This window comes from Mycolicibacterium neoaurum, from assembly GCF_036946495.1.
Taxonomy (GTDB): Bacteria; Actinomycetota; Actinomycetes; order Mycobacteriales; family Mycobacteriaceae; genus Mycobacterium; species Mycobacterium neoaurum_B.
In genome coordinates this window covers 3831783-3854219 of the sequence record NZ_JAQIIX010000002.1, presented here as the reverse complement: position 1 = coordinate 3854219, position 22437 = coordinate 3831783, and the positions used below count along the sequence as shown (strand labels likewise).

Below are 22437 nucleotides of genomic sequence, written 5' to 3'. Positions count from 1 at the left end.
AATGGACATGTCGGACCCCGCCGCTAGCGTGACGCCCATGTCCAACCCCACCCGTGTGCTCCGGTCCGATATCAGCACACCCACCGGGTCGTTTGATGACGACGCAGCCATCGCCTTGGTCTCGCAGTTCTGTGTCACCCACGATGTCGGCCGTCGGACGGGCTACACGATCGTTCCGGCCCTGGATCGCGCGCTGCGGATCGCCTCGGTCATCGGGCCGGACCCGCGCTGGCGACGGATGCAGCGATGGTCCGGCAACCACGATATCCAGGACACCCCGGGCACCGTGCGGTTGCGTGACGAGCGCGACACTCTCTACAACCACTTCGTCGCGACCATGCCCGAGGCCGAGTGGCTACCGCCGAACACCATCGTCTCGGCACGTCGATGGGCCCGTCACTGCGAGTCCATGGGTCGGGCGGTGCAACTCGGTCTCGGTTGGATCCTGCCGATCCACGGCGAAATCCTGCTGGTGCCGATGCCCACCACCCGCTACGAGAGTGCCGCCTCCGATGTCGTGCACTGCGATACCGGCCGCCCGGCGATCGAATGGTCCGACGGCACCGGGAGATTCCACCTGCATGGAGTCGAATTCGATGAATCTCTCTACCGGTGCGTGCTGACCGGTGAGTTGACCGTGCGCATGATCTCCTCGCGGTGCACCCGGGAGCAGCGTCCCATCGCGTTGCGATACCTGCGTTTCGACAGCGCCCGCCAGGCCGGCGCCGCCCCGATCTGCGGCGATATCTACCGGTTGCCACTGCCGCCGCGGATGGCCCGTGAACGAACAGCAGGCCACGGCCGATGCCTGTACTTTCGCCGGCTGGGCGACAGCCAGTCCATCCAGTGGGTCGACCCGCGGTCGGTGTTCGACGATCCGGAGGCGTTGTTGCGGGCCGAGCAGGACGCCTTTCCGTTGCGCTGCCTGTGAAAAGCGGGGGAAGGCAAACCTTACCTAGGTAGGGATGTAAGGATTGCCTCATGCGTATCCACTTCCGACGGGTCATGGCACTGCTGTCCGTCCTCGCAGTCGTATCGGCGGCGACCGCATGCTCGTCCAGCGAGCAAAGCGACGAACTGCTCATCTACAACGCTCAGCATGAGTCGCTGACCAAGGAGTGGATCGACGCCTTCACCAAGGAGACCGGCATCAAGGTCACCTATCGTCAGGGCGGCGACACCGAGCTGGGCAACCAGCTGATCGCCGAGGGCGACTCCTCCCCGGCCGACGTGTTCCTGACCGAGAACTCACCCGCAATGGCCGCCGTAGAGGACGCCGGGTTGTTCGCCGACGTCGACCCGGCCACCGTCGAGCAGGTGCCGGCCCAGTACCGGCCCTCGACGAACAAGTGGACCGGCGTCGCCGCCCGCTCGACGGTGTTCGTCTACAACACGAGCAAGGTGCAACTGGGGCAGCTGCCGCGGTCGATCATGGACCTGGAAAAGCCCGAGTGGAAGGGCCGCTGGGGCGCTCCCCCGGCCAAGCCCGACTTCCAGGCCATCATCGCGGCCATGTTGCAGCTCACCGGCGAGCAGGCCACGTCCGCATGGCTGTCGGCGATGAAGTCCGACGCGACTTTGCTCCAAGACAACATCGCGACACTGCGCGCGGTGAACGACGGGGAGATCGACGGCGGGATCATCTACCACTACTACTGGTTCCGCGACCAGGCGAAGACCAAGGAAATCAGTGGTAACACCGCGCTGCACTACTTCCGCAACGAGGATCCGGGCGCCTTCGTCAGCATCTCCGGCGGCGGCGTGCTCGAATCCAGCAAGAAGAAGGATCAGGCGCAGCAGTTCCTGAAGTTCATCACCTCCAAGGCGGGCCAGGAAGTGCTGGAAAAGGGCACCTCGTTCGAGTACCCGGTCGCCAGCGGTGTGCCCGCCAACCCGGCGCTGCCCCCGCTGGACACCCTGCAGGCGCCCGCGGTGGATCCGTCCACCCTCGACGCGGCCAAGGTGACCGACCTGATGACCAAGGCTGGCCTGCTCTAGGTGGTTTCCACGCACACCGACCGCCCGACTCCCGGACCGCGGCCCCCGGCCCGGCCCGGCCCGGCCCTCACCGGCGCCATCGGCGTGCTGGTGGCCGCCACCTTCATCCCGCTGGGCTATGTGGTGTGGGCGGTCATCAGCACCGGACCGGATCGCATCTACGAACTGATGGTGCGGCCCCGGGTCGGCGAGCTGCTGCTCAACACCGTCGGGCTGGTCGTGGTGACGGTGCCGCTGTGCGTCGTGCTCGGTGTCGGTGCGGCGTGGCTGGTGGAGCGCACCGATGTGCCCGGCGCCGCGGTGTGGCGACCGCTGCTGGTCGCGCCGCTGGCGGTGCCCGCCTTCATCAACAGCTACGCCTGGGTGAGCGTATGGCCGACATTGCACGGTTTCGGGGCCGGCGTGCTGGTCGCGACGCTCTCCTATTTTCCGTTCGTATTCCTGCCCGCGGCGGCTACCCTGCGCCGGCTGGACCCGGCCATCGAGGAGTCCGCACAGGCGCTCGGGTCGGGCTCCCTCGGCGTCTTCTTGCGGGTGGTGCTGCCGCAGCTGCGGCTGGCCATTCTCGGCGGCGGACTGCTCATCGGTGTGCACCTGCTCGCCGAATACGGTGCCTTCGCGATGCTGCGTTTCTCGACCTTCACCACGGCCATCTTCGAACAGTTCCAGGCCACGTTCGACGGTGCGGCCGGGGCGACCCTGGCCGGTGTGCTGGTCGTGTTGTGTCTGGTGCTGCTGGCCACCGAGGCGGTCCTGCGCGGCCATGCCCGTTTCGCGCGGGTCGGCTCGGGCGCCCCGCGCATGATGACTCCGATCCGGTTGGGCGCGTGGACCTTTCCCGCACTGATCGGATTGATGATCTGCGCGGTGCTAGCGCTCGGTGTCCCGGTCTACACGCTGCTGCGTTGGTTGTGGATCGGCGGGGCCGCGGTGTGGGACGCCGTCGACCTGACCCAGGCCATGGGGCAGACGGCTGTCCTGGCAGCCGTGGCCGCGGTGTTGACCACGCTGGCGGCATTCCCGTTCGCGTGGCTGGCGGTGCGTTATCGCGGCGCGCTGTCCCGGGCGGTGGAGGGTGCGAACTTCGTCACCAGCTCCATGCCGGGAATCGTCACGGCGCTCGCTTTGGTCACCGTCGCCATCCGCTTCGCGCCCCCGCTGTACCAGACGGTGTCCCTCGTGCTCGGCGCGTACGTTCTGATGTTCTTGCCCCGCGCGCTGGTCAGCCTGCGCTCGGGGCTGGCCCAGATTCCGCCGGGGCTCGAGGAGGCCTCGCGGTCGCTGGGCATGTCACCGACCCGCAGTTTCCTGCGGGTGACATTGCGGCTGATCGCCCCGGCGGCAGGTGGGGGAGCGGCCCTGGTCTTCGTGGCGGTGGCCACCGAGCTGACCGCGACCCTGCTGCTCGCTCCCACCGGTACCCGCACCCTGGCGATGCGGTTCTGGTCGTTGTCCAGCGAGCTCGACTATGCCGCCGCCGCGCCGTACGCCCTGGTCCTGGTGGCGCTCTCCATCCCGGTGACGGTGGCACTCTTCCGCGAGGTGACGCACTCATGACCGATACCCTGACCGTGCAGGATCTTTCCAAATCCTTCACCGGCACAACGGTTCTCGACCACGTGAACCTGACGCTGCCCACCGGCAGCATCACGGCCGTTGTCGGCGCCTCCGGATGCGGTAAGACCACCCTGCTGCGTCTGGTCGCCGGATTCGAGAAACCCGACTCCGGCACCATCGACATTGCCGGGCGCCGGGTTGCCTCGGCGCAGACCAGTATCGCCCCCCATCGCCGTTCGGTCGGCTACGTCGCGCAGGACGGGGCGCTCTTTCCGCACCTGACCGTCGGAGCGAACATCGCCTACGGGCTGGACGGATCGCCCCGCCGCGCCGAGGTTCGGTCCAGGGTTACCGAACTACTGGAAACCGTCTCGCTGGAGCCGTCTTTCGCGCAGCGTCGGCCCCATGAGCTGTCGGGCGGCCAGCAGCAGCGCGTCGCGCTGGCGCGCGCCCTGGCACGCAAGCCTGCCCTGATGCTGCTCGACGAGCCGTTCTCGGCGCTGGACACCGGACTGCGCGCGGCCACCCGGCGTGCGGTCACCAAGGTGCTCACCGAGGCCGGAATCACCACCCTGCTGGTCACGCACGATCAGGGCGAGGCGTTGTCGGTGGCCGATCAGGTCGCCGTCATGCGGGCCGGCCGGTTCACCGGGGTCGGCACCCCAGAACGGGTTTATCGCGCCCCGGCCGACCGGTTCACCGCCGAGTTCCTCGGCGACTGCATCTTTCTGCAGGCGACCGTCCGCGACGGAGCCGCCGAATGTGCGCTCGGTCGGATACCGGTGTCGGAACCACCCGCCGCACGTTCGGGCACCGTTCTCCTTCGCCCCGAGCAGCTGGTGGCCGCCGTGATCGCCGATGCTGGGCCGCACCCTGCGCCCGGGATCGGCACGGTGCTGTCCACCGAATTCCTCGGTCACGATGTGCTGCTCACCGTCGACATCGGCGAGTCCGCCCCGATCACGGTCCGCCAGCACAGCATCGACCCGCCGGCGGTGGACACCAAGGTCCGCATCACCGTCATGGGTACCGCACTGATGCTGCCATGAGAGGTCTCATCGCCCATCTGCGTCGTCACGGTGCGCGACCGGCAGTCCATACCGCCGACACCACGCTGAGTTATCGGACCCTGGCCGATCTCGTCGAGACCGCGGCCGCCGAACTCGGCAGCCCCCGAAAGCTGGTGCTGCTGGAGACCCGCAACGATATCGACACGCTGACCTGGTATCTCGGTGCACTCGCAGGCGGACATGTGGTGTTACCGGTACCGCCCGGCGCAGACCACACCGATCTGCTGGACACCTATGGGCCCAATATCGTCATCGACGAGCTCGGCGCGCACCCTCGCCGGGCGCCCGCGCGTGAGCTGCATCCCGACCTGGCACTGTTGATGTCCACCTCGGGCAGTACGGGCTCGCCCAAGCTGGTCAGATTGTCAGTTGCGAACTTGATCGCCAATGCCCAGTCCATCGCCGAGTATCTCGATATCCGCGATACCGATTGTGCGGCAACGACGTTACCGATGTCCTACTGCTATGGACTGTCTGTCGTGCACAGCCATCTGCTGCGCGGCGCGGCCCTGCTGCTGACCGAGCTCTCGGTGATCGACAGCCAGTTCTGGGACTTGTTCCGCACGCACCGGGCCACGACGTTCGCCGGAGTGCCCTACACCTTCGACCTGTTGGACCGCATCGGATTCGACGCGATGGAGCTGCCGCACCTGCGGTACGTCACCCAAGCCGGCGGCGCCATGGCACCGCCGCGGGTGCGCGCCTTCGCCGAACTCGGCCGCCGAAAGGGCTGGGCGCTGTTCGTCATGTACGGCGCGACGGAGGCCACCGCCCGAATGGCCTATCTGCCACCCGAGTTCGCCGTCGAGCGTCCCGAGGCGATCGGGCGCGCCATTCCCGGTGGGCAGCTGCGTATCGCCGGGGACGGCACCGACGCAGACCAGGGCCGCGTCGGTGAGCTCGTCTACACCGGGCCCAACGTGATGATGGGTTATGCCCACGATCATGCCGACCTGGCCACCGGGCGCGTCATCACCGAACTGCGCACCGGCGACCTCGCGCGTGTCGGTCCCGACGGTCTCTTCGAGGTCGTCGGCAGAGCCAATCGCATCGCCAAACTGTTCGGCCTGCGGATCGACCTGCAACGGGTCGAAATGGCTTTGCGCGAGCGTGGACTACCGGCGCTGTGCGCCGCAGCGGGCGAGATGTTGGTGGTCGCGACCACCGCCTCGACCGCGGCGGTGCGCACTGCGGTCGCCGAGATCACCGGACTGCCGGCCGGGTCGGTCGATATCGTCGCCGTCGAGCAGTTGCCCATGCTGTCCTCCGGAAAGCCCGACTATCCGGCGGTCCAGGGGCTGCACACCGAGCGAACCGCCGCTCCCACCCCGTTGCGCACCATCTTCGCCGACGTCCTGCATGTCGATCCCGCAGGCATCGACCCGCGCGCCAGTTTCGTCGACCTGGGCGGCAACTCGCTGAGCTACGTGTCCATGTCGGTGCGCATCGAACGTGCCCTGGGCAGGTTGCCCCGGCAGTGGGCGCAGCTGCCGCTGGCCGAGCTGGAAGCGCTGCAACCGCGGCGCCGCCGGTGGACGGCCACCATGGATACCAGTGTGGCGCTGCGCGCCGTGGCTATCGTGCTCATCGTCGGATCACATGCCGAACTCTTCGAGATGTGGGGTGGCGCGCACATCCTGCTCGGTGTCGCCGGATACAACTTCGGCCGGTTCTGCCTGACCGGAGTGCCCCGCGCTGAGCGGATCCGTCGGCTCCGCAACACGATCGGCTGGATCGCCGTGCCGACCGTCCTGTGGATCGCGATCACCATGTCGTTCAGCGACGACTACGGCTGGACGAATCTGTTGCTGGCCAACAAGATTCTCGGCCCCTTCGACAGCATGACCGCGGGCCGGTTGTGGTTCATCGAAGTGCTCGTCTGGATCCTGGTGGCGCTGACCCTGGCGCTGGCGCTACCGGTGGTCGACCGGATCGAACGTCGGCACGCGTTCGGCTTTGCTTCGGTCTTCCTGGTCGCCGGTTTGATCGTGCGCTACCTGGTGACCGGGGAGGCCGCGTGGTTCAGCATGGCGGCCTTCTGGTTCTTTGCCGTCGGGTGGGCGGTCTCGAAGGCGACCACGGTGTGGCAACGTGCCGCGGTCACCGCGGTGACCGCCGTCGGTGTGTACGGCTACTTCGCCGATCCGGTCCGGGAGACATTGGTGCTCGGCGGTCTGGCGCTACTGATCTGGCTGCCGTCGCTGCGGTGCCCGATACCGGCGGCGGGCGTGCTCGCGGTGTTGGCCGATGCCTCGCTCTACATCTATCTGACGCATTTCCAGATCTACCCGCTGTTCGGTGAGCACCGGTTGGCGGGTGTGCTGTCCGCGTTGGCGGTCGGAGTCGCGGTGGCGCAGGCGATCCGCCGACTACGTCAGCGGTTGGCGGCCAATCCCTCCTGGACCATGGTGGCGGCAACGGCGCCATCGGCACGCACCAGCGATGCGGTGACGACACCGCGCCCCTGGGCGGCCGCGGGAGACCGGGATTCCAGCAGATTCCACTGATCGGCGAAGACGGGCCGGTGAAACCACATCGACGTGTCGGTCGTGCCGCCGCGGTAGGTGCGATCGCGCATCGAATGCCCGTGCACTGCGAAGATCGGGTCGACGCCGTAGAGGTCGGTGATATACACCGCGACCAGTGTGTGCAATACCGGATCTGCGGGTAACGGAACCGTCGTCCGCCACCAGAAACTCCGCACGAAATCCGTTCCCTCGCCCTGATCGTCGACTCGGATGTCGAACTCGTGCAATGGCACCGACGGCGACGGGCCCAGCGATCGGTCCGGGTCCAGCGCATCCGGGTGCGTGGGCATCGGATGCGTGCCATGCTCGGGCCCGACCATCTCGGCCGAGAAAGACACCGTCGCCGTGTTCAGCAGGCGATCGTGTTGACGGCACTCGACCCGGCGGGCCGCGGCGGTCCTGCCGTCATAGACCCGCTCGACGCGGTACTCCGCGCCGTCGCCCGCCTCCCCGCCGCGCAGGAACTGCAGATGCATATTGGTCACCCGCTTCTCGGCGGGCACCGTGGCGATCGCCGCCGCCAGGCTCTGCGCGGCGAACAATCCACCGAAAGATCGCTTTCCCTGCGGGCCCGCGCCTTGTCCTCGCCAGCGGTCGACACCGGTCTGCCGCACGGTCAGCAGGTCCAGCACGGTGCTCACGCAACGACTCCCGACGCGATCAGTGCCTCGATCTCAGTGGCGGAAAGACCCAATGTCGCGAGCACCTGGGCCGTGTGGTCACCAAGCGCCGGTGCGGGTACCGCCGGTGGATAGCTCCCGTCGGTGGCGATGGGCAGCCCCGGTGCCAGATGCCGGCCGATCCGGGGCTGTTCCACGCTGCTGAACAGCGGGTTGTCGGTGACGCGCGGATCGGCGGCGATCTCGGAGAAGCTGCGGTAACGCTCCCAGAGCACCGAAGTGGGTGTCAGGGCGTCGGTGATCTCCGCGGCGCTGTGCTGGGCGAACCACAGCGTGAACAAACCGGTCAGGGCGTCACGATGTCGATAACGCTGCCCCTCGTCGGTGAAATCCGCCCCCAACGCGACGGCCAGCGCATCGACGGCCGCGGTGGTCCCGGTGACGTCGGCGAGATCCCGAAAATGCCTGCCGGTCAAGGCGACCACCATGAACACCGCACCGTCGCTGCTGGTGAAGTTCTGACCGTACTGGCCGTACAGGGAGTTCCCGAGGCGTGGACGTTCGCCTGCCCCGAGCAGGACCTCGGTGAGAAAACTCAGGTTGCCCGCCGTGGCGAGCGCAACGTTCTCCAGCGGTATCGTGATGCGTTGTCCACCGGCACCGGCATCGCGTGCGCGCAGTGCCGAGACCACGGCCAGCGCGGTGTAGAGCCCACAGGACACGTCCCAGGCCGGCAGTACGTGGTTGACCGGGGCATTCAACTCGGCGGGGCCGGTGACCAGCGGGAAACCGACCGCGGCATTGACCGTGTAGTCGACGCCGGTTCCCCCGTCGGCGCGTCCGGAGATCTCGACGTGGATGAGGTCGGGACGCAGGGAAACCAGCTCGTCGTAGGAATGCCATTGCCGCCCAGCGACGTTGGTGATGAGGATGCCGGCATCGGCGATCAACTTGCGGACGATCTGCCGGCCGTCGGCCGAGCGCATGTCGACCGCGACGGACTGCTTGCCCTTGTTCAGTCCGGCCCAGTAGATGCTCTCACCGGCCTCGGTTACGGGCCAGCGTCGGTAGTCGGCGGCACCTCCGACGGGATCGACGCGGATCACCTCCGCGCCCAGCTGTGCGAGCGTCATACCCGCGAGCGGCACCGCCACGAAACTCGATATCTCGATGATGCGCACCCCGGCCAGAGGTGCGTGCGCCACGCCAGTCACCCGGTCAAGCTATCAACCCTGGATCAGCTCAACGGCAGGCCGACGGAGTCAGACACGACAGCCGGGTGTTCACCTTCGTCGACGCGCACCCACACGGTCAGGAGCGGACCAGCTCCACCACCGGGATCACCCGGTCGGTCTTACGCTGGTACTCCCCGAACTGCGGTTCCAGCGCAACCTGTTTGGCGTACACCTCGTCCCGCTCGGCGCCTTCGAGAACCCGGGCCGACGCCTGGTAGGTCTCGGTTCCGCGTTCGACCGTGACCCGCGGGTGCGCAACCAGGTTTCGGTACCAGTCGGGGTCGGTGTCCGCGCCACCCTTGCTGGCGAAGATGTAGACCTTGTCGCCGTCGATGAGAGGTACCAGCGGCGCGATGCGCTCGGTCCCCGACTTGGCGCCGATATGGTGCAACAAGATCAGCGGCTTACCGGCGAAAACGCCGCCCGCCGTACCGCCGGTGGTGCGGAACTCCTGGATCACGGCCTGGTTCATCGCGTCGATGGCTGCTTTGTCCATGCCGTGTACATACCCGAGCGGCCGGGCGCATATTCCCGATGGTCAGTCGGGTAGGCGCAGCTCGGGCTTCTCGACCTCTTCGATGTTGACGTCCTTGAAGGTGATGACCCGCACCTGTTTGACGAAGCGCGCCGGGCGGTACATGTCCCACACCCAGGCGTCGGCGAGACGCAGCTCGAAGTAGACCTCACCGTCTGCGTTTCGTGGCACCATCTCGACGCTGTTGGCGAGGTAGAACCGTCGTTCGGTCTCCACCACATAGCTGAACTGCCCGACGATGTCCTTGTACTCGCGGTACAGCGAGAGCTCCATCTCGGTTTCGTACTTCTCGAGATCCTCGGCACTCATCTGCTCTGCTGTCCTTCGTCTAGGTTGGCATCCATCATTCCCCACCCGGCGTCACCATCAAAGCTGCGCACCATGGCACCCTGGCCCGCGACTCGCCGGACGTTCGCAAACGAGTACCGGTGTTCGGCGCACGGCCCGAGTGTTTCCAGGGCGGCCGTGTGGACCGGCGTGCTGTAACCCTTGTGTTCGGCAAAGCCGTAGCCAGGGTGTTGGCGGTCCATCGCCACCATCAAGCGGTCCCGGCTGACCTTGGCCAACACCGAAGCCGCCGCGATGCAAGCCGCCGCGGCGTCCCCGCCGATCACCGGCAGCGAGGGCATCGGCAGCCCGGGAACCCGGAAGCCGTCGGAGAGCACATAGCCCGGGCGCAGCGGCAGCCCCGCCACCGCACGCCGCATGCCCTCGATGTTCGCGTGGTGCACCCCGCGCCTGTCGACCTCGACCGACGGTATGAAGACGATGTGATAGGCCAGCGCGTACCGCCGGATCAGCGGGAACAGCCGTTCCCGTTCGACTTCGGTGAGCTTCTTGGAGTCATCAAGGGCGGCAAGGCTTTTGAACTTGTTGGGGCCGAGCACGCAGGCCGCGACCACCAGCGGACCGGCGCATGCGCCGCGGCCCACCTCGTCGACACCGGCCACCGGGCCCAGCCCGTTGCGGTAGAGCGCCGATTCCAGGGTGCGCAGGCCGGACCTGCGAATTACGGGTCGAGGCGGCCAACTCGCCGGCACAGCACGGGCTCCTAGTCGATCTGCGGGTTCACGCTGTCCACGCCGCCCCACCGGCCCGGCGGCCACGCGATGAACCGCGCCTTGCCGATGACATTGGCGACCGGAACCGTACCGGCCTCCGGGTCGCCGGTGCAGATCAGCCCACGCTGTGCGTCCTGGGGCAGGCTCGCGCACCGGGAGCGCGAGTCCGCCGAGTGCGTGCGGTTGTCACCCATCACCCACAGCTTGCCTTCGGGCACGGTCACCGGCCCGAACTCGTTGCCCAGGCACGGGTAGACCGCCGGGTCGGCATTCATGGTGGTGGGGTCGAGGTAGGGCTCGTTGAGCTTCTTGCCGTCGACCGTGAGACCGGTGGCCGCACGGCACTGGACGGTCTGCCCGCCGACCGCGATCACACGCTTCACCAGATCGTTCTCGTCGGGCGGGACGAAGCCGATGAACGAGAGCGCGTTCTGCACCCAGCGGATCGCGGTGTTGTCCGAGCGGATCGACTTGTAGCCGATGTTCCAGTTCGGCGGACCCTTGAAGACGACGACATCGCCGGGCTCGGGCTCGGTGAACCGGAAGGTGAGCTTGTCCACCATGATCCGATCACCGACGCAGCCGGGACAACCGTGCAGCGTCGGCTGCATCGACTCCGAGGGGATCAGGTACGGACGGGCGACGAAGGTCAGCATCACGTAGTAGAGGACAAGCGCGATGGTGACCAGGATGGCGCCTTCACGCAGGGCGCCGCCCTTCTTCTTCGGCTTGCGCTGCTCGTCGCCGTCGGTATCGGTACCCGATTCCGGATTGGCGGTTTCCTCGGCGTCGTCGGTCACGGCATCAGGGTAGCCAGCATGGCTGAAAGCAGCCGGACCGGCGGGCGTGTCGTCATGACCTGACAGGCCAGCGTCAGCGCTTTTCCTTGATCTTGGCCTTCTTGCCACGCAGTTCGCGCAGGTAGTACAGCTTGGCGCGACGGACGTCACCGCGGGTGGCGACATCGATGTGGTCGATATTGGGCGAGTGCACGGGGAAGGTCCGCTCGACGCCGACGCCGTAGCTTTCCTTGCGCACGGTGAAGGTCTCGCGGGAACCGCCGCCCTGGCGCCGGATCACGACACCCTTGAAGACCTGGATACGTTCCTTGGAACCCTCGATGACCTTGACGTGCACGTTGACGGTGTCGCCGGGGCCGAATACCGGGATATCGTCGCGCAGCGACGCCTGGTCGACGAAGTCAAGCGTGTTCATCGGTGACTCTTCCTTGCTGTGGGCGGCTCTTCGTGGGCGGCGCAACGTTCGCGCAGCCGAGCCGACGTATTCGGGCGGATCTGACTGGATGTGCCAGGCAGCAGGGACCGACCCTGCGCAGGCAACTGCTCAATTGTGCCAGACGAGACGCGACAGGCGAAATCGCACATCGGCCAGACCGGGCTGCAGCGGTGTTAGGCGGTGATTAGGCTACTGGTCACCGGGGTAGACGACGAGCCCGAGCCATCGTGGCCGGCGATCCCCGCCCCTTCAAGCATCTGGAGGACTCCATGCCGCGGCCGGTGACCGCCTTCCACCTGGTCTTGGCGACAGCGTGTACGACGGCCCTGGTGGCCGGTTGTGAGGCGAAGGGGTACGGCGCACCCGCGGTATCTCCGCAAGCACCTCAGCTCACGGTGATGGCCCCACTAGCAACGGCGGCACCGCTCCCCCAGGCTCCACCCGATCAGCCGACCGCAACCTTCGACGGGCTGCAGGCCCGGGTGAACAAGGCCAGCGCCGATGCCGCCGAGGCCGGCGCCGACCTGACGGTCGCCATCCTGGACCGCGATACCGGCCAGCTGGTGACCAATGGCGCTCCGAACCCCGTGGCGATCGCCTCGGTGGTGAAACTGTTCATCGCCGACGATCTGCTGCTGCAGGAATCCGAAGGGCGGGCAGAACTCAGCCCCGAGGACCGCGTGATGCTCGACGTGATGTTGCGATCCTCCGATGACAGTGCCGCCGAGGTGTTCTGGAATCGCAGCGGGGGCACCGACATCATCGATCGCGTCGTCGCGCGGTATGGCCTGTCGACAACCAGCGCGCCGGGCAACGGGCGGTGGTTCAACACGACGAGCACGGTGACCGACCTGGTCCGCTATTACGACAAGCTGCTCGCCGGCACCGGCGGGCTGCCGCCGGAGCGGGCGAGCATCATCATGGCCAACCTGTCGCAGTCCACCCCGACCGCGCCCGACGGGATGGTTCCTGGTGGGGTCTATCCGCAGCGCTTCGGCATCCCGGAGGGGATTCCCGGCGAACCGGTCGCGGTCAAGCAGGGCTGGATGTGCTGCGTGGGTGCTGACTGGATGCACCTGTCCACCGGTGTCATCGGCCCCGATCGCCGGTTCGTGATGGCCATCAGCTCCATGCAGGCCACCAGCGACGACGCGGCGCGCGAGACCATCACCGATGCCGTCCGCACGATCTTTCCCGGCGGACACCTCTAGGTTGAGACGAGCCGTGGGGATGACCTGTCGGTCACCCCCACGGACGAGGCCTTCTGGGCAGGCCTCTCATCTCATGTCGCCGAGATCACTCTCCGCTGTCGGATCCGGATCCGCTCGGCTTGTTGTCGCCGCGATCGGAGTCGCGGGAGTCCTTGGCACCCGTGGACTCGTTGGAGCCCTTGGCACCCGTGGACTCGCCGGAGTCCTTGGCGTCCGTGGACTCCTTGGCGTCTTTCGCGTCGTTCGCGTCCTTTTCGTTCTTCAGGTCGTCCTTGAACTCGTTCTTCAGGTCGTCCTTGGAATCCTCGGACCCCTCGTCGTCCGTCAGGCCGTCGGTCAGGTCGCCGGCCTGCGCACCGCCCTCGCCATCGGTGAGGTCGGGGGCTTCACCGTCGGTCACATCGGTCACCTCATCGACGACCTCGATGCTGTCGGTGCCCTCGTCGACGGTGGCCTCCTCGGAAACCGACTCGCCCGCAACAGGATCGATCACATCATCGGCGGATTCGGGCGCCTGGCCCTCATCATCGGACCGCAGGCCCGCCTGCAGCACCAGCCCCTCGGCCGGATCGGCCTCCTGCTCTGCTGCCGCGGGCACCGGTTCGGGCCGAGGGAAGTTGAGAGCACGGGCAATCTGCTGCGGCAGCTGCGCGAAGAAGAAGTCGAAGGTGCCCTGCGGGGAGAGCAGGCCGGGGAAGGTCTGGCCGCTGCCCGGCTCCCAGATGGGATCGTCACCACCGAGGAAGCCCGGCACGTAACCGTTGACGAAGGCACTCATGATCTTGACCGGCGCATTGACCAGATGACTGAGAGCATCCACCAGGTTTCCGCTCAGCACCGCCGACATCGTGGCCTGCACGATCTCGACGGTCTGGAACGTCGCCGTCACCGCGGGCGCCAGCATTGCCCTGCCGAAGTTGCCGATCACACCGCGCGACAACAGGCCAGGGCCATCGAGCTCGCCATCAGGCCTGACCGTAGTCATCCACGAGGTGCCGAGAATTCGACCGAGTGCGCTCAGGCCCAGATCGTCGAGGAAGTCACCCGGAATACGCAGCAGGTCCAGCGAGGCGGCACGCAGGTGCACCAGCCCGTCCACCAGGAACCAGTAATTCAGTTCGCCGAAGGCCTCCACGACCTTGCCCTGCGCCAGCAGGCCCGCGACCAGCGGCAGCACCGCCGGGCGGATGACCTGCTCACCGGTCTCCGGATCCAGGATCGGCCGGCCCGCCGTGTCGAAGGACGGGCGACTGACCACGAGCGCTGCCAGCGCATTGAAGGCCGCACTGCCGATGTCGCTCGCGCCCTCGAGGATGCGCGGGCCGTACTTCCCCGGAGCTGCGATGGTCGCGCCGATGGTCCGACCGGGGTTGAAGACGTTGCGGATGGTGTCGGCCAGCTCGGCCTGGACAGCCGGGGTGCCCAGGGTCGCACCGAGGGTGGTCCACTGGGTGTTGATATTGCCGCCGAGGGTGTTCAGGTTGCTGCCGGTGACCTGTAATGCGTTCTGCAGCACCACGAACGGGTTCTCGAAGGCCGCCAGCTCGACCGCCTGGTGACGGACCTGGGTGCTGGCCGCCAGCGCTGTCGGCGCCGTCGCCACCGGAGCGGCAACGAGGGCACCGGCGGTGGCCATTGCCACACCGGCTGCGAGAAGTTTGCCAGGACGAGGAGCCGCTACCGACTCGTCCGGGGAGCGGAAACTGCGCTCCGATGAGTCGGCAGGTAGAGGCATTGGCACGAATTCTCCTTTTTGACAGCGGTGTCAGCTAGACGCGCCGGAACGTTAGCTGCACTTGAAGGAGAAAACAATAGGTATGCCTAACCTACGTTGAGAGAACTCTCAGCTTTCACAGATTCCCCTTCCCACTCATCGGTCAGCAACGACGACACCACCCGGGAAGGGAGTTTCGTTGCGCCCCCGGGTGGCCGGGCATCGCGCAGAGCGGCTCAGTCGAGGAGGTCGGGTCGACGTTCCCTGGTGCGTTGCATGGACTGGTCGTGGCGCCAGGCCGCGATCTTCGCGTGGTCGCCCGACAGCAGGACCGGCGGAACTTCCAGTTCGCGCCAGACCGGGGGCCGGGTGTAGCTGGGCCCCTCGAGCAGTCCGTCCGAATGTGAATCCTGTTGGTGCGACTCGGGATTGCCGAGCACTTCCGGAATGAGCCGAACCACGGCCTCGATCATCACCAATGCCGCCGATTCGCCGCCGGCAAGCACATAGTCGCCGATCGACACCTCTTCGACTCGCATCCGCCGGGCAGCATCATCGGCCACCCGCTGATCGATGCCCTCGTAGCGACCACACGCGAATACGAGGTGCCGCTCGGCGCTCCATCGTTGCGCAGTGCTCTGCGTGAACGGCCGCCCGGCCGGGGTGGGCACCACCAACAGCGTCTCGGGGGTGCAGATTTCGTCCAGTGCCGCGCCCCACACCGGCGCCTTCATCACCATGCCGGGACCACCGCCGTAGGGTGAATCGTCGACCGATCGGTGCACATCATGGGTCCAGCGTCGCAGGTCGTGCACGCCGAGTTCGACAATGCCCGCCTGAATTGCCTTGCCAGGCAAGGCTTCGTGTAGCGGGTTGAGATAGGCGGGGAAGATCGTGATGACGTCCAGCCGCATATCAGTCCATATCGAGCAGGCCGTCGGGCGGATCGATATCCACGGTGCCGTCGGCCAGCGACACGGCGGTGACGATGGCGCTGACGAACGGGACCAGCACCTCACGGCCCTCCGGGGTCTTGATCGACAGCAGCTCACCGGCCGCGGTGTGCAGCACCTCGGCAACGGTGCCGATCGCCGTGCCGTCGACGGTGCGCGCGGCCAGCCCTTCGAGCTGGTGATCGTAGAACTCGTCGGGATCATCGATGGGTGGAAGCTGCTCGGTGTCGACGAGGAACAGGGTGCCGCGCAGCGCATCTGCCGCATTGCGGTCGGCGACGCCGGTCAACCGCATCAGCAGTCGACCGGCGTGCTCACGCACCGTCTCTATGACGAAGCTCCGCTCCGGACCACCCCTGGCGGCGCGTCCACGCAACTGCGCACCAGGGACGAACCGCCGCTCGGGATCGTCGGTGCGGATCTCCACGACGACCTCGCCGGTGACGCCATGTGCCTTGGCGACCCGCCCGATGACCAGCTCCATGACGCTATTGGTCGGTGTCCACCACGTCGACACGGATCCCGCGCCCGCCGATCCCGGCGACCAGGGTCCGCAACGCGGTGGCGGTACGCCCGCCGCGGCCGATGACCTTGCCCAGGTCGTCGGGGTGCACATGCACCTCCACCGTGCGACCACGACGGTTGGTGACCATGTCCACCCGGACATCGTCAGGATTGTCGACGATCCCGCGCACCAGGTGCTCTACGGCGTCGACGACGACGGAACTCATTCGGCGGCGGGCGCTTCGGCCGCGGCCTCTTCGGCGGGAGCCTCAGCAGCGTCGTCGGCCTTGGGGGCCTTCTTCTTCTTCTGGGTCACGGCCTGACCGGTCGGCGCGTCATCCGCGGCGGCCAGTGCGGCGTTGAACAGATCGAGCTTGGAGGGCTTGGGCTCCTTGACCTTCAGGGTGCCCTCGGCACCCGGCAGGCCCTTGAACTTCTGCCAGTCACCGGTGATCTTCAGCAGCGCCAGGACCGGCTCGGTCGGCTGCGCGCCGACGCCCAGCCAGTACTGCGCACGCTCGGAATCGATCTCGATCAGGCTCGGCTCTTCCTTCGGGTGGTAGCGGCCGATGACCTCGATCGAGCGGCCGTCGCGGCGGTTGCGCGCGTCGGCGACGGAGATGCGGTACTGGGGGTTGCGGATCTTGCCCATACGGGTGAGCTTGATTTTGACAGCCATGAATCACTCCTGTGCATTGCCACGCTGCAATTCAGCGATCTCCGGCGGGGTGCCGGGATCCGGTTTTGCCTTACGTGTGTGACCGCCGCGCGGCGCATCTAACGGGTCGCGAACGGACAGCGGACCATTGTGCCAGAGCAGCCGGGGCCTGCCCAAATCCCGGCTGGACCACACGTCGGCGAGCCGACTCAGACAATTCGGTCGAAGCACTTCTCCTCGACGCGCTTGGTCATCCGCCAACCCTCGGCGGTACGGACGAACTCGTCGTCGTACCAGAGCCCGCAGAACAGCACCTGGCCCTCCTCGCCGCCCAACACCATCGGGTTGAAGCACAGCGTGCGCGAGGTCGCGGTGTCGCCGGTGATCCGCACGTCGAAATTACCCACCAAGTGCGCGTACGCCGGAAAGTTGGGGAGCACCTCCGACAGCCAGGCCTTGACCTCTGGGTAGCGGCCGTCCACACCGCCCATGGCCCGGTAGTCGATATAGGCATCGGCGGTGAAGACCTGATCGAGGTCATCGAACCGGCGCGAGTCGATCGCGGTGGAGTAGGCGATGAGCAGTTGCTGTATTTCCAGACGGTCGGAGATCTCTTCGATGCTCAGCACGACTCGATTGAACCATCCATCACTGCTGGCCGGCGGGACCTTCCGCAGGCGGCCAGTGCTCCCCCGACCATTCGCCCGGCTCGGCGTGGTCGCCGCGGGACAGCGGTACCCACTGTTCGGTGGGCGCCGGCTGCTTGGATGACGGAAAATCGCGCAGCTGGCCGGAGGGCTTGGCATCCCATTTCGCGAACGTCAGCGGCGTCTGCAACCAGGCGAACAGCAGGTTGTAGACCCCCTCGAGGGAGTCGATGTGGGTGCGCTCCCAGCCGTGGCTGCCATCGAGGCCGAATCCGACCAGCGCTGCGCGGGTGTTCGCGCCGGCCTCGATGGCCGCCGCCGCATCGGAGCGGTAATAGCGAAAGACATCGCGCGCGTGCGGGATCTGCCGTTCCTCGGCCAGCCGGCACAGCTTGCGGGTCAGGTGATAGTCGAACGGTCCGTGCAGATCGGCCATCGGGATGGTCACGCCGTCCTCGATCGAATGCTGCCCGGGGGCACACACCGCATTGTCGACCGACACCAGTTCGGCGACGTCGGGGTCCAGACCGTGGCTGGCGCCGTGCCCGACCTCTTCGGTGATGGTGACCATGATCGTCGTCGTGTGCGGGAGCACGATCTTCTGCTCGGCGACGGTCTTGGCGAGTGCGAGCGCCACCGCGACGCCGGCCTTACCGTCCAGATGGCGGGAGACGATATAGCCATCCGAGGTCAGCTCCGGGGCGGCGATCAGGGCGACGAAGTCGCCGACCCGGAAGCCGAGCCGTTCGAGCTCGGCCCGGTTGGTGACCTTGCGGTCGATGCGGACCTCGACGTGTTCCCATTCGGTGGGTTGGGTATCGATCTCGTCGCCGAACGCATGGCCGGAGGCCTTGAGCGGCATCACCGTTCCGGTGAAGAACTCGTCGGCGTCGTCGGTGAAGATCCGCACCCGGGCGCCGGTGGCGAAACGGGCGGAGAACGTGCCCACCGGGATCAACTCCAGGCGGCCGTTGTCCTTCAGATCGCGCACCATGCAGCCGATGGTGTCGGCGTGCACCACCACCGCACGGTCGGTGGTGGCGGATTCACCGGGCAGCACCGCGGTCAACGCGCCGCGGCGGGTCAGGGTGAACGGCACGCCGATCTCGTTCAGTGTGTCGCCGATGAGCTGCATCACCGCGTCGGTGCGACCCGACGGACTGGGCGTCTGCAGCAGTCCCAACAGCGTGTCGATCATCCACGCCCGGGTCTCCTCCGGCATCACCGCACGTTCGGACACCATGCCTCCTTCTCAAGCATCGGATTCGGGACGCCCGAACAGTCCGGGCGTCCCCGTACACCGCTAACCCTGGTCGACAGGATCGGGCTGCCACGCCCAGGGTGTCGCCGCGGTCCGGGGAAAGAGTAGATCCACGAAGGCCTGCGCGGTCGGGCGCGGTTCGTGGTTGGCCAACCCCGGACGCTCATTGGCCTCGATGAACACGTATTCCTCGCCGTCGACCGACGGCACCATCAGGTCGATACCGGTCACGGGGATACCGATGGCATCGGCGGCGTCGACCGCCACCTTGGCCAGCAGCGGGTTCAGGTCGTCGGTGACGTCGAGGATCGTGCCACCGGTATGCAGGTTCGCGGTGCGCCGCACGACCAGGCGTTCGTTGGCGGGCAGCACATCGTCCATCTCCCAGCCGGCTTCGCGCACCGTGTCCTCGGTCACCGAGTCCAGCGGTATTCGGGACTCCCCCTGGGTGGCCGCCGCCCGACGGCGGCTCTGCGCTTCGATGAGCGAGCGCACGGTGTGCTTGCCGGTGCCGATGATCTCCGGTGGGCGGCGCACCGCCGCGGCGATCACCTTGCCGTTGATCACCACGATGCGCAGATCTTCGCCGGCACAACGTTCCTCGATCAACACGTCGGGGCAGTGCTTGCTTGCCAGCTGCAGTGCGCGGTCCAGCTCGTCGTGACGGGTCACACCGACGGTGATACCGGCGCCCTGTTCGCCGCGGGCCGGTTTGACCACCACCGAGCCCACCTTGGCGAGGAAGCGATGGTCCTCTTCCCCGAAGGTGGCCGTGACACCCTGGGGCACAACGATTCCCGCCTCGCCGACCACCTTGCGGGCAATGCGCTTGTCGTCACACCGACTCATCGCCACCGCGTTGGTCAGTTCCGACAGCGACTCCCGCGTGGTGACGGTGGTGCCCCCGTGCGTGAGCTGCAGGTAGCCGCCCTGGGCATCGAGGACCTGGACAGCGATACCGCGCAGGATGGCTTCGTCGGCGATGATGCGCGCGTACGGATTGAGTTGATCGAGCTCTTCCTCGGGTTGTGCGGGCGCAAAAAGCTTTTCGTTGATCGCGTTTTTCCGCTTGACACCGAGTTCAGGGACCCGCTGGAAGCCCATCCGCTCGTAGAGGGCGATGGCCCCCTCGTTGTCGTGCAGTACCGAAAGGTCCATCTGGGCGCGCCCACGGGCGATGAACTCCTCGACCAGCGAGCGCACCAACAGCCCACCGGCACCGGGACGGCACAACGTCGGGCTGACGGCCAGGCACCACAGGCTCGAGCCGTTCTCCGGGTCGTCGAACAACTGGGCGTGGTCGATGCCGGTGACGGTGCCGACCACCGATCCGCTCTGGTCGTCGACCGCGACCAGGTAGATCATGTGCTCTTCGGATTGACTGTTGTGCCACATCAGATCGACGTCGGCGGGCACCATCCGGCACTGCAGGTAGATCTCGTTGATCGCGGCACAGTCGGCCATGGACTGGACCGGCCGCACCGTCACTCCCGGCAGGTCCTGCGGGCGGTAAGCCAGCGGCGTCGTGAGGTCCAACCGGTAGGTGAAGCTCGGGTCGATGAAGAACTCTTGCGGGTTCAGGGCCACGAACACGTGCGGCGCCTCAAGGTACATGCCGATGTCTCTGCGGCCGCTGGCCTCGGCGCGCAGGGCGGTACCGAGCTCACCCGGATCGTCGAAGGTCTGTCCGAAGACCAGCCTGCCCCAACCGAGATCCTGAATGACCTCTTTAGGCGGGGCATGGCCGTCTGGAGTCGCCTTCTCCAGGGTCATTTCGTCGTTACCCCATCCACGTGGTGCGCCAGCCAGAGTTCCAGCAGCCCGAGCTGCCACAGCGGGTTACCCCGAAGCGGGGTGTGGTAACCGTTCGGATCGGCCAGCAGTCGGTCGACTTCGCTCTTGTCGAACAGCCCACGGGCCTTGGCGCCGTCGCTGTGCAGCGCATCGCGAACCAGGTCCAGGTAGGGCCCGGAGAGGTGCTTGAGGGCCGGTACCGGGAAATACCCCTTGGGCCGGTCGATCACCTCGTGCGGGATCACCTTGCGGGCCGCCTCTTTCAGTACGCCCTTGCCCTCGTAGGCGGTCTTGAGATGCGGCGGGCAGGTCGCGGCGAGTTCGACCAGTTCGTGATCGAGGAAGGGCACGCGCCCCTCCAGCCCCCACGCCATGGTCATGTTGTCCACGCGCTTGACGGGGTCGTCGACCAGCATCACCGTGGTGTCCAGGCGCAGCGCGCGGTCGGTCGCCGTCGCCGCACCAGGGTGGGCGAAATGGCTCCGTACGTAGTCACCGGCGATATCGGCGTCGAGGCGCCAGTTCGGTTGCAGCAGTGCGTTCAACGCGCTGTGGTCGCGGTCGAAGAACGCTTGGCGGTAGCTGGCCAGGGCAGCCGTCACATCGCCGTCGGGGGCATGGGCCATCGGTGGATACCAGTGGTAACCGGCGAAGATCTCGTCGGCGCCCTGACCGGACTGCACCACCTTGACATGCTTGCTGACCTCTTGGGAGAGCAGGTAGAAGGCCACGCAATCGTGGCTCATCATCGGCTCGCTCATCGCCGCGATCGTTCCCGACAGCGCGGGCAGCATGCGGGCGGTGTCGATACGGATCTGGTGATGGTCGGTGCCGTAGTGGCGGGCGATGATGTCGGAGTACTTGAACTCGTCGCCCTCTTCGCCGCCGGCGGCCTCGAAACCGATCGAGAAGGTCGCCAGCCCGTGCTGTCCGGCCTCGGCCAGCAGCCCGACGATCAGGCTGGAGTCCAATCCGCCCGACAGCAGGCAGCCGACCGGGACGTCGGCGACCAATCGGCGCTCGACAGCGGTCCGCAGCGAGGCCAGGATGGCCTCTTCCCATTCGGTGTCCGACCATCCCGATCGCTCGGCCGATCGCTCGAATACGGGCTCCCAGTAGGTGTGTTCGGTCCGCTTGCCGTCGGGTTCGATCCGCATGACGGTGCCCGGCGGTAGCTTCTTGACGCCTGCCACGATGGTGTGTGGTGCGGGAACCACCGAGTGGAAGCTCAAATAGTGATGTAGCGCAACGGGATCGATCGAGGTGTCGACGCCGCCGGCGGCCAGCAGCGCGGGTAGCGAGGAGGCGAACCGCAACGCGTCGGGGGTTTCGGTGTAGTACAGGGGCTTGATCCCGAGCCGGTCGCGGGCCAACAGCACCCGACCGCTGTCCACCTCGGTGACGGCGAAGGCGAACATGCCGAACAGATGATCGACGACCTTCTCGCCCCACTCGCGGTAACCCTTGAGCACGACCTCGGTGTCGCTGTGGGAAAAGAAGCGGTAACCCTTGCCCAGGAGTTCCTGACGCAGCTGCGGGTAGTTGTAGATGCATCCGTTGAAGGCGACCGTCAGGCCGAGTTCGGGGTCGTGCATCGGCTGTTGCCCGTGGCTGGACAGGTCGATGATCGCCAGCCTGCGATGGCCGAGGGCGATACCGCCCTGCGACCAGAAACCTCCACTGTCGGGGCCCCGCGGCACCATGGTTTCCGCCATTCGGGCAATGGCTCCGAGATCTGCCGACCGGCCGCGAGCAACCTCGCCGGCGATGCCGCACATTGTTTTCGTCCCCCTCGATGGTCGATGGCCACTCTGGTTCGCGCTGGTCTTACGTTACCGGTCAGGGCACCTTCCAA

The 22437-nt window shown here is 66.8% G+C and carries 21 protein-coding genes and 1 pseudogene; 6 read left to right on the top strand and 16 right to left on the bottom strand.

The annotated features are described in order from the left end of the window. Positions 1–37 precede the first annotated feature (37 nt). From PGN27_RS23890 to PGN27_RS23870, 5 genes and pseudogenes are all read left to right on the top strand, one after another. Entirely contained in the window at positions 38–931 is an 894-nt protein-coding gene (locus tag PGN27_RS23890) for a hypothetical protein (RefSeq protein ID WP_335328334.1), read from the top strand. A gap of 50 nt (positions 932–981) precedes the next feature. After that, positions 982–1998, top strand: coding sequence for an iron ABC transporter substrate-binding protein (locus PGN27_RS23885; RefSeq protein WP_335328333.1), 1017 nt, complete (start codon positions 982–984; stop codon positions 1996–1998). After that, complete coding sequence (locus tag PGN27_RS23880; RefSeq protein ID WP_335328332.1) at positions 1999–3555, top strand: ABC transporter permease; 1557 nt, start codon at positions 1999–2001, stop codon at positions 3553–3555. Next, positions 3552–4604: an ABC transporter ATP-binding protein gene (locus tag PGN27_RS23875; protein ID WP_335328331.1), complete on the top strand. Its 1053-nt coding sequence runs from the start codon at positions 3552–3554 to the stop codon at positions 4602–4604. The genes PGN27_RS23880 and PGN27_RS23875 overlap by 4 nt, the downstream gene beginning before the upstream one ends. Continuing rightward, a pseudogene (locus PGN27_RS23870) lies at positions 4601–7060 on the top strand (AMP-binding protein); the annotation flags it as partial. The gene PGN27_RS23875 and the pseudogene PGN27_RS23870, both read left to right, overlap by 4 nt. Here PGN27_RS23870 and PGN27_RS23865 read toward each other — a convergent pair. The 7 genes from PGN27_RS23865 to rplS form a co-directional block, all read right to left on the bottom strand. Next, positions 7000–7794, bottom strand: a complete 795-nt coding sequence (locus PGN27_RS23865; protein ID WP_335328330.1) for an acyl-CoA thioesterase — start codon at positions 7792–7794, stop codon at positions 7000–7002. The pseudogene PGN27_RS23870 and the gene PGN27_RS23865 overlap by 61 nt on opposite strands. Then, a complete protein-coding gene (locus PGN27_RS23860) occupies positions 7791–8978 on the bottom strand; it encodes a CoA transferase (protein ID WP_335328843.1) in 1188 nt (395 codons plus the stop codon). The genes PGN27_RS23865 and PGN27_RS23860 overlap by 4 nt, the downstream gene beginning before the upstream one ends. A gap of 106 nt (positions 8979–9084) precedes the next feature. Next, a complete protein-coding gene (locus PGN27_RS23855; protein ID WP_335328329.1) occupies positions 9085–9504 on the bottom strand; it encodes a nitroreductase family deazaflavin-dependent oxidoreductase in 420 nt (139 codons plus the stop codon). 42 nt (positions 9505–9546) lie between these two features. Continuing rightward, entirely contained in the window at positions 9547–9852 is a 306-nt protein-coding gene (locus PGN27_RS23850; protein ID WP_019511324.1) for a DUF2469 domain-containing protein, read from the bottom strand. After that, the gene (locus PGN27_RS23845) at positions 9849–10583 is read right to left on the bottom strand and encodes a ribonuclease HII (RefSeq protein WP_335328328.1); all 735 of its coding nucleotides are present in this window, start codon (positions 10581–10583) and stop codon (positions 9849–9851) included. The genes PGN27_RS23850 and PGN27_RS23845 overlap by 4 nt, the downstream gene beginning before the upstream one ends. Positions 10584–10594: 11 nt before the next feature. Next, positions 10595–11470, bottom strand: a complete 876-nt coding sequence (lepB, locus tag PGN27_RS23840) for a signal peptidase I (protein WP_418888666.1) — start codon at positions 11468–11470, stop codon at positions 10595–10597. Positions 11471–11477: 7 nt separating this feature from the next. Continuing rightward, positions 11478–11819, bottom strand: coding sequence for a 50S ribosomal protein L19 (rplS, locus tag PGN27_RS23835; protein ID WP_030133526.1), 342 nt, complete (start codon positions 11817–11819; stop codon positions 11478–11480). Between the two features lie 290 nt (positions 11820–12109). On the opposite strand from rplS, the gene PGN27_RS23830 reads away from it, so the two are divergent. Next, a complete protein-coding gene (locus tag PGN27_RS23830; protein WP_335328842.1) occupies positions 12110–13051 on the top strand; it encodes a serine hydrolase in 942 nt (313 codons plus the stop codon). Between the two features lie 85 nt (positions 13052–13136). Here PGN27_RS23830 and PGN27_RS23825 read toward each other — a convergent pair whose 3' ends face one another. The 9 genes from PGN27_RS23825 to PGN27_RS23785 all read right to left on the bottom strand — a co-directional run bounded on the left by PGN27_RS23825 (position 13137) and on the right by PGN27_RS23785 (position 22360). Beyond that, positions 13137–14687: a hypothetical protein gene (locus tag PGN27_RS23825; RefSeq protein WP_335328326.1), complete on the bottom strand. Its 1551-nt coding sequence runs from the start codon at positions 14685–14687 to the stop codon at positions 13137–13139. A 314-nt stretch (positions 14688–15001) separates the two neighbouring features. Continuing rightward, entirely contained in the window at positions 15002–15679 is a 678-nt protein-coding gene (trmD, locus tag PGN27_RS23820) for a tRNA (guanosine(37)-N1)-methyltransferase TrmD (protein WP_335328325.1), read from the bottom strand. A 1-nt stretch (position 15680) separates the two neighbouring features. Then, entirely contained in the window at positions 15681–16202 is a 522-nt protein-coding gene (gene rimM, locus PGN27_RS23815) for a ribosome maturation factor RimM (protein WP_335328324.1), read from the bottom strand. A gap of 4 nt (positions 16203–16206) precedes the next feature. Then, complete coding sequence (locus PGN27_RS23810) at positions 16207–16449, bottom strand: RNA-binding protein (RefSeq protein ID WP_003928628.1); 243 nt, start codon at positions 16447–16449, stop codon at positions 16207–16209. Continuing rightward, the gene (rpsP, locus tag PGN27_RS23805; protein WP_019511316.1) at positions 16446–16901 is read right to left on the bottom strand and encodes a 30S ribosomal protein S16; all 456 of its coding nucleotides are present in this window, start codon (positions 16899–16901) and stop codon (positions 16446–16448) included. Before rpsP ends, PGN27_RS23810 begins: the two co-directional genes overlap by 4 nt. A 188-nt stretch (positions 16902–17089) precedes the next feature. Next, on the bottom strand, positions 17090–17509 hold the full coding sequence (locus PGN27_RS23800) for a nuclear transport factor 2 family protein (RefSeq protein WP_335328322.1): 420 nt from the start codon (positions 17507–17509) through the stop codon (positions 17090–17092). A 19-nt stretch (positions 17510–17528) separates the two neighbouring features. Continuing rightward, entirely contained in the window at positions 17529–18770 is a 1242-nt protein-coding gene (locus PGN27_RS23795; protein ID WP_335328321.1) for an osmoprotectant NAGGN system M42 family peptidase, read from the bottom strand. Positions 18771–18830: 60 nt separating this feature from the next. Further along, positions 18831–20561 (bottom strand): N-acetylglutaminylglutamine synthetase, encoded by a 1731-nt coding sequence (gene ngg / locus PGN27_RS23790; protein ID WP_335328320.1) that lies wholly within the window; start codon positions 20559–20561, stop codon positions 18831–18833. Beyond that, a complete protein-coding gene (locus PGN27_RS23785; protein ID WP_335328319.1) occupies positions 20558–22360 on the bottom strand; it encodes an N-acetylglutaminylglutamine amidotransferase in 1803 nt (600 codons plus the stop codon). The genes ngg and PGN27_RS23785 overlap by 4 nt, the downstream gene beginning before the upstream one ends. Positions 22361–22437: the final 77 nt, after the last annotated feature.

Bases quoted from the DNA above. Each gene is read 5' to 3' on its own strand.
- PGN27_RS23890 (WP_335328334.1), top strand. From the start codon at position 38: ATGTCCAACCCCACCCGTGTGCTCCGGTCCGATATCAGCACACCCACC.
- PGN27_RS23885 (WP_335328333.1), top strand. From the start codon at position 982: ATGCGTATCCACTTCCGACGGGTCATGGCACTGCTGTCCGTCCTCGCA.
- PGN27_RS23875 (WP_335328331.1), top strand. From the start codon at position 3,552: ATGACCGATACCCTGACCGTGCAGGATCTTTCCAAATCCTTCACCGGC.
- PGN27_RS23855 (WP_335328329.1), bottom strand. From the start codon at position 9,504: ATGGACAAAGCAGCCATCGACGCGATGAACCAGGCCGTGATCCAGGAG.
- PGN27_RS23850 (WP_019511324.1), bottom strand. From the start codon at position 9,852: ATGAGTGCCGAGGATCTCGAGAAGTACGAAACCGAGATGGAGCTCTCG.
- rplS (WP_030133526.1), bottom strand. From the start codon at position 11,819: ATGAACACGCTTGACTTCGTCGACCAGGCGTCGCTGCGCGACGATATC.
- PGN27_RS23830 (WP_335328842.1), top strand. From the start codon at position 12,110: ATGCCGCGGCCGGTGACCGCCTTCCACCTGGTCTTGGCGACAGCGTGT.
- PGN27_RS23825 (WP_335328326.1), bottom strand. From the start codon at position 14,687: ATGGCCACCGCCGGTGCCCTCGTTGCCGCTCCGGTGGCGACGGCGCCG.
- trmD (WP_335328325.1), bottom strand. From the start codon at position 15,679: ATGCGGCTGGACGTCATCACGATCTTCCCCGCCTATCTCAACCCGCTA.
- rimM (WP_335328324.1), bottom strand. From the start codon at position 16,202: ATGGAGCTGGTCATCGGGCGGGTCGCCAAGGCACATGGCGTCACCGGC.
- PGN27_RS23810 (WP_003928628.1), bottom strand. From the start codon at position 16,449: ATGAGTTCCGTCGTCGTCGACGCCGTAGAGCACCTGGTGCGCGGGATC.
- rpsP (WP_019511316.1), bottom strand. From the start codon at position 16,901: ATGGCTGTCAAAATCAAGCTCACCCGTATGGGCAAGATCCGCAACCCC.
- PGN27_RS23795 (WP_335328321.1), bottom strand. From the start codon at position 18,770: ATGGTGTCCGAACGTGCGGTGATGCCGGAGGAGACCCGGGCGTGGATG.
- ngg (WP_335328320.1), bottom strand. From the start codon at position 20,561: ATGACCCTGGAGAAGGCGACTCCAGACGGCCATGCCCCGCCTAAAGAG.
- PGN27_RS23785 (WP_335328319.1), bottom strand. From the start codon at position 22,360: ATGTGCGGCATCGCCGGCGAGGTTGCTCGCGGCCGGTCGGCAGATCTC.